Raw genomic sequence first — 6,129 nt, 5'->3', positions numbered from 1 at the left:
GCATAATAGGAACATTGTCTGATTTTATTCTTTTAGCTTTTTTTGCTTTTAACTTAACTCTACCTCCATGTAAGCATACTAAAGTATTATCTTCTAAGATAGGATGCATACAAGAAGTATCAGGACTTATATTAATATCTTCTATTCTAGGAATAAGGATTGTTCTTTTTCTAGCCATGAAAAGTCTTGTGGGTTTTAAGTATGTTTTCTAGTTGTTCATCTTTAGCATAAAGAAGCTTTTCTTCTAAAGAGCAATCAAAATTTAAAGGAAAAGGTTTTAGGGTATTTTTACTTAGAAATTTTTCCCAAAGTATAGAATTTTCTTTTTCTGAAAACTCCCAAAAATCATCTTTATTTTTATAAACATAGTCTTTATAATCTATAAAATTTACAAAATTGATATCTATATCTTTTTGTTTAGAAAGTATGCCTTGTATGTTTTCTTCTTCTGTGTTTTTTGGAATTTTGTTGTAATTAATAAGATAATAATTAAGTCTATCTTTGTTTAATTCTTGATTGTCAAGTTCATTTAAAAACTCTTTAGAATAATAATTTAAAAAGTAAGTATTTGCGTATTCTTCTATATATTCTTTAAAACTTCTTTTATGAATTAATTTATCTTGATTAATGGGATAAGATTTTAAAGTATTATTTTTAGAATCTAAAGTATGATCATATCCTACAAAAAAATAAGAAAAATCCATAAAAGCATAATCAGCACTGATGCCTTTACAAAGATTTAAAAACATATTTTCAAGTTCTAAAATGATTTTATCTTCTTTGCTTAAATTTAATTCTTTTTGTATCTCATCTTGACTTTTTGGAGTAAAAGTATGATTGATTCTGTGATTATAATTATCAACTAGATATTTTAAGCTTTCATCACTGAAATTAAAAGTTAAATTAAGCGAAGAGTTAAAATAAACATCATATTTATTAAAGCAGGGTGCTAAATTATCTTTTTCTATAAAAATATCAATTTGATTTTGAGAAAAATTTTCTCCTTTTTCATCCCAAAAAGGAAAATTAGGAGAAAGATTTTTAAGCATACCAATCTCTGCCAAATCATTTTTTTGATAATATCGATGTAAAATATATTTACTTTTATCCCTGCATAAACGATTATAAAATTGAGTATAATTTGAAGGTAAAAAATCAAGCCATTCATCATCGCCATGTAGATTTATGCCTTCAAATTGATCAACACTAAAATAAGCTTTAAACTCTTGCATAGCTTTTAAGGTATTTTCTAAATGCTTATTATAAAATTTGTCTTTATTGGCTTGTTTAAATTCAAACCAATCTTTGGCATTTAAACGCTCGCCTTTTAAGCTCCAAGCATTAAGATATTTTTCATCACTAAAAGTTTTAGTAGAAAAAAGATAAAAGCTTACTCGATTAGAGCTTAATGTTTGTTTCATTTAAAATCTTTTAAAGCATATAAAAAGTCTTTAATATCACTTACTTGATCTTCTATCCAATCTTCTACTGTATAATCTTCATCACAATCGCTATCTTCATTATAATAATCTCCCCCTTCAAAGTCAGCAGGATCGTCATAAAGTTCCATTTCTATATGTTCTAATTCAAATTCCAAATCATTTATAAAATTTCGAAGATTTACGCCATTAAATTCACTTTTATCATATTCTAAAACAGCAATAAGATTAGGCGGCAAGGTAACTTTATATTTTGCATCAACTTTTAAATTGCCATTTTCTACTAAATTTTTATATTCATAGCTTAAAATACTACTTATAAAAGCTCTTCGTTCGTATTTTTTTAAACCATATAAAGCATCTTTTAAATAATTATCATTTTTAAGATAGTATTTAAACACTTCTTGTATATATTCATCATCCAATAATTTTTTATTTTTCATTATCTTTCCTTATAATTTATTTTAGCAAAGTGAATTTCTATTCCCTCATTCACTTTCTTTAGCCTTTTTTACGGCATCGTTTAAAAGTTTGGCACATTCATTACGATATTTACCTAGTAAATCCATATCATCTTTTCCATCAATTTCACAATGAGAATCATCATATGCTGGTAAATTATATTTTTTTCTGATTTCATTTGAAGTCATTGCTCCTGCATCTTTTAAAAGCTTTTTATTTCTAGATCCTTTTGCATCATCTAAAGGAGTTCTTGGGGTAGCAAAATTCACATTGGCTCCAAGTTCGATTAAAAGCTGTGTAACCCTATAGGTTTCAGGTTCGCTTACAGCTTCAAATAAAAGGGTTTCATTGTATTCGCTTTTTGGATCAAGCAAGGTTTGCATATCTACATTAGCTCCTCCTTTAATGGCTAGTTCTAATAATTCATAATTATTTTGCATTACCCAAAAATGCATAGGAGTCCAATGAAATTCATCTTGATATACTTCAAATTTGGCCCCACGATTGACTAGATACTGTATGATTTGAGAATTTGGATTTTTAGCATTGAGTATATATGCGTAGATTAGAGCGTTTTTATAAACATAAGGTCCATCTTCTATTTCTGTTACTAAGATATATTTATCATTAGCTTCTTTGATATGTTTCATGTCGGGAAAAGCAAAATTATATTTAGGATCTTTTAAACTTAAACCATACTCATCAAATAAATAATCTAAAATAGAAAAATCATTATTATTTTCTTCACAAGCAAATGCGGCCCTTAATAAGCTTGCTGCTGGATCAAATAAAGATAGCTCATAATCTTCATTATTATGATGGTATGTAAAATGCGCCTCATAAAAGCTTTCTTTTACAGGATAATCTTTTAAAAGATTTTTAACATTTTCTAAGTCATTATTACTAATAAAATCAAATAATTGTTTTTGAATTTGCATTTTTTCTTCAAAACTCATAGCTTTGATATCTTCTAGTTTTTTCATTGTTTTTCCTTTAATTTTTTTGTATTTGTTTGTTTTTGTTTAATTCCTCTTCTATATTAGCAGAATTATTTAAATTTAATCTTTTTATGATAATTTTATTAGGTGCTGCTCATTTTATGTGATGTAGATACATTTCTTTAAATATTGTTTTTATGCTTCTGTGAGCATGTCTGTGGTAGATAAAACCACTTCTTGATCCTTTGTGTTTTTCATTGTCTTTCTTTAAATGGATGTAAAAAATTAAGTTTAGCCCAAGTGATTGCTAATTTTTCTGTAATCAATTTATAATTATTTTTATTATTTAGAGTAAAATTCATGTGTATTTGTTTTAAATCTTTATTTAAATTATAAAATATAAATTGAGAGTATTTTAACATTTCATCGCCACGACAAAAATGAATAAGATATTTACTAAATTTATACACTAAAGCTTAAATCATTTCTATCTTTACCGGTCCATTTAAAAATATCTTGCAAAAAATATATTTGTTTGTATTGAATATGGTTAAAATGTGTAAAATCCCAAAAACTAAATTGCAGTTTTAATTTAAAGGATCTAACTTGCGTTATTTTACGCATTTTTATCTCTAAGTTTTACCTAATAACCCAAGCTTATTATGGGTTATTAGTCTATCAAAATCATTTTTTAACTGCATATAAACGCATTTGTTTTTTTAATTCATCCCATTTATCAAAAGGTATAATTTCTCTTATCCATTCATCAGGATCGGTTTCATAGCGATAATCATCTTCACCATCTTCAGTCTTTCCAGCATATACAGCAGGTTCATCCCAAACCTCATTTTCCCATTGCTCCATATGTTTATCAAATCCATCTATTAAAGCTTCAACATCCCCATTGGCTTGATCTATTAAAATTTCAACAACAGGAGGCATTTTTTTATTAATAAAACTTAAATTCCATGCATTTAAAACAGATTGCAATATAACCATTCCATCTCCATAGGAAGTATCTAATAAACTTTCAGTTATGATATTTTCTTCCTTAAATTGTTTTAAAATACTTTCTTTATCATCAGTTAAATAAAACGGAATATCCATTTCGCTTTCATCTAATTTTTCTTCATACCTACCATGCTTTCTTTGCCAACTATCTTTAACATTATCAATCATTTTGGCTATATAGATATCATCATTATCGTAAGCTATATTAAAAGCTGTTTTACCATCATTATTACGGATAAAAGGATTGCAATCAATTAGCATTGCCACACCTCCTGCGCTACCTAGTCTTGCTGCATGGTGGAGTAGTGTATTGCCATTCTCATCTTGCATATTTGATAACTCTTCATCAACGAGTAAAATTTCAAGTGCTTTTATATCATTGTTTTCTAAAGCATTTAAAAAATAGCCAAAGTCTTTATTTCCCATGTTTTTCCTTAAAGGTAAATTTTTATTTAAATTTATTATTATAAATTCTTTAATTAGTTTAGTATTTATATCCTTAATTACTCCTTAGCCTTTTTATAGCCTCGTTTAAAAGTTTGGAACATTCATCACGATATTTACTTAATGGAGTTTTATTTAAAACTACTCCAGTAAAAATACCAACACCAGTTTCGCCTAAAGCCCTTACATTGGATTTTCCTTCTGCTTTAGACAGAAAAAAATTCAATATTCCAAAATTCATTATTATTTTAGAATGCATCATTCTCGCAATACGCGAATTATCTTCTATACCAAACTTCACTATTTCTTTTTCAAAAGCTTTAGTAGCAAAACCTTCTGTAATGCCTAAGGCATAAGGAGCAACATCTCCAAATACTCCTAAATCCCTTTTATCACTAGGAGTGCTTTGAGTTTCTTTAGAATAAAACTCTAAACTTCCATAAATACTTTCATTCATCCTTTTTCTCTTTTCTGAGTTCCATTGCTTCTTTAAGGAAAGTGGTATCAATTTCGCTAAAACCGCTTACATGTGAAATGATTTTTTCAAATTCTTTATCACTTAAACTTAGCAAATAAGGCATTACATGAGGCTTTATAATGGCATTAATTCTTCCAAAACAACCTTTTGTTGGATCATCGCCATCACTGAATAAACCAGGTTCAAGGTATTCTTTGACCTTATCTCCGAAGGTGTATATCACTATATCTCCTGGAGTAAGCACAAATGACACGTGACGATAATACACAAAAAAAGTTCCTAAAGGAAAAACCAAATCATTTTTGATATAATACTTAATCACAAGTTTTTCTTTTGTGATATAAATTCTTTTAATATTTGCCGTTTTATAGATCTCTTGTGCAAGTGCATATACCGTTACAAGAAACATAATAAAAACCATAAACCATTTAAAATCCTTAGTATTGTCAAATGCCCTAGGAAGCAAATAAAGCATAAAACATAAAAGCACAATATATATTATCCAATAAAGCAAAAACGAAGGTATATCTTTTTTTCCTTCCCAAATGATTTCATCTTGAGTGTCTTGCTCTTTGATTTCTGTGTTATTGTTTGTTTGGCTCATTTTTATCCTTTAAATAAGTTTTAATCTCTTGTATATAAAATAAAATATTTTCATTCATCTTTTTTCTCTTTTCTGAGTTCCATTGCTTCTTTAAGGAAAGTGGTATCAATTTTATGAAAACCGGTTACAAATGAAATGATTTTTTCAAATTCTTCATCACCTAAGCTTAACAAATAAGGCATTACATGGGGCTTTATAATGGCATTAACTTTTGCATAAAAATCATTTTTTAGTTCTATTTCATGCTTGATAAGATTTTTAATGTAGTATCTTTTACCTTTGAGAGTTTGTATAACTATATCTCCCACCAAAGCACGCGATGGGTTATAAGAATACACAAAAAAAGTTCCTAAAGGAAAAATTAAATCATTCCTAAAATAGAATTCAACCACAAGTTTTTCTTTTGTGATATAAATTCTTTTAAAATTTACTGTTTTATAAACAAGACTTATATATATAATACATAAAGATATATAATAAAAACCACAAACCATTTAAAATTCTTAGTATTGTCAAATGCCCTAGGGAGCCAATAAAGAAAAAAACACAAAAATCCAGTGTATATTATCCCGCAAAATAAAAATGCAGGTATATATTTCTTTTCTTCAAAAATGATTTCATCTTGAGTGTTTTGCTCTTTGATTTCTGTGTTATTGTTTGTTTGGCTCATTTTTATCTCCGAGTTATCATTCTGCCCTAAGCTCTCCACCTCTAACCACAAGTCCTTTAGAGTCTATAGTTACTTCAACTCCA

Annotated in this window: 8 protein-coding genes and 1 pseudogene; all 9 read right to left on the bottom strand. The window is 27.5% G+C overall.

What is annotated here, in order from left to right:
- Positions 1-170: 170 nt before the first annotated feature.
- The 9 genes and pseudogenes from AJN60_RS04875 to AJN60_RS04835 all read right to left on the bottom strand — a co-directional run bounded on the left by AJN60_RS04875 (position 171) and on the right by AJN60_RS04835 (position 5,870).
- Complete coding sequence (locus AJN60_RS04875; protein WP_070285984.1) at positions 171-1,421, bottom strand: hypothetical protein; 1,251 nt, start codon at positions 1,419-1,421, stop codon at positions 171-173.
- On the bottom strand, positions 1,418-1,882 hold the full coding sequence (locus tag AJN60_RS04870; protein WP_070285983.1) for a hypothetical protein: 465 nt from the start codon (positions 1,880-1,882) through the stop codon (positions 1,418-1,420). The genes AJN60_RS04875 and AJN60_RS04870 overlap by 4 nt, the downstream gene beginning before the upstream one ends.
- Before the next feature lie 45 nt (positions 1,883-1,927).
- Positions 1,928-2,884, bottom strand: coding sequence for an ankyrin repeat domain-containing protein (locus tag AJN60_RS04865; RefSeq protein ID WP_083262245.1), 957 nt, complete (start codon positions 2,882-2,884; stop codon positions 1,928-1,930).
- A gap of 10 nt (positions 2,885-2,894) precedes the next feature.
- Positions 2,895-3,104 (bottom strand): annotated as a pseudogene (locus AJN60_RS10085) (putative toxin); the annotation flags it as partial.
- A complete protein-coding gene (locus tag AJN60_RS09555; RefSeq protein WP_002861561.1) occupies positions 3,094-3,309 on the bottom strand; it encodes a hypothetical protein in 216 nt (71 codons plus the stop codon). The gene AJN60_RS09555 and the pseudogene AJN60_RS10085, both read right to left, overlap by 11 nt.
- 214 nt (positions 3,310-3,523) lie before the next feature.
- Positions 3,524-4,276, bottom strand: coding sequence for an ankyrin repeat domain-containing protein (locus tag AJN60_RS04855; protein WP_002861560.1), 753 nt, complete (start codon positions 4,274-4,276; stop codon positions 3,524-3,526).
- 73 nt (positions 4,277-4,349) lie between these two features.
- Positions 4,350-4,751, bottom strand: coding sequence for a hypothetical protein (locus tag AJN60_RS04850; protein WP_070285982.1), 402 nt, complete (start codon positions 4,749-4,751; stop codon positions 4,350-4,352).
- On the bottom strand, positions 4,744-5,193 hold the full coding sequence (locus AJN60_RS04845; RefSeq protein ID WP_070285986.1) for a hypothetical protein: 450 nt from the start codon (positions 5,191-5,193) through the stop codon (positions 4,744-4,746). The genes AJN60_RS04850 and AJN60_RS04845 overlap by 8 nt, the downstream gene beginning before the upstream one ends.
- Positions 5,194-5,426: 233 nt before the next feature.
- Positions 5,427-5,870, bottom strand: a complete 444-nt coding sequence (locus AJN60_RS04835; protein ID WP_070285981.1) for a hypothetical protein — start codon at positions 5,868-5,870, stop codon at positions 5,427-5,429.
- Positions 5,871-6,129: the final 259 nt, after the last annotated feature.

Source organism: Campylobacter sp. BCW_4323 (assembly GCF_001763115.1).
GTDB lineage: Bacteria > Campylobacterota > Campylobacteria > Campylobacterales > Campylobacteraceae > Campylobacter_D > Campylobacter_D jejuni.
This window is presented reverse-complemented; position numbering and strand designations above follow the sequence as displayed.

Bases quoted from the DNA above. Each gene is read 5' to 3' on its own strand.
- AJN60_RS04855 (WP_002861560.1), bottom strand. From the start codon at position 4,276: ATGGGAAATAAAGACTTTGGCTATTTTTTAAATGCTTTAGAAAACAAT.
- AJN60_RS04870 (WP_070285983.1), bottom strand. From the start codon at position 1,882: ATGAAAAATAAAAAATTATTGGATGATGAATATATACAAGAAGTGTTT.
- AJN60_RS04875 (WP_070285984.1), bottom strand. From the start codon at position 1,421: ATGAAACAAACATTAAGCTCTAATCGAGTAAGCTTTTATCTTTTTTCT.
- AJN60_RS04845 (WP_070285986.1), bottom strand. From the start codon at position 5,193: ATGGTTTTTATTATGTTTCTTGTAACGGTATATGCACTTGCACAAGAG.
- AJN60_RS04850 (WP_070285982.1), bottom strand. From the start codon at position 4,751: ATGAATGAAAGTATTTATGGAAGTTTAGAGTTTTATTCTAAAGAAACT.
- AJN60_RS04835 (WP_070285981.1), bottom strand. From the start codon at position 5,870: ATGGTTTGTGGTTTTTATTATATATCTTTATGTATTATATATATAAGT.
- AJN60_RS04865 (WP_083262245.1), bottom strand. From the start codon at position 2,884: ATGAAAAAACTAGAAGATATCAAAGCTATGAGTTTTGAAGAAAAAATG.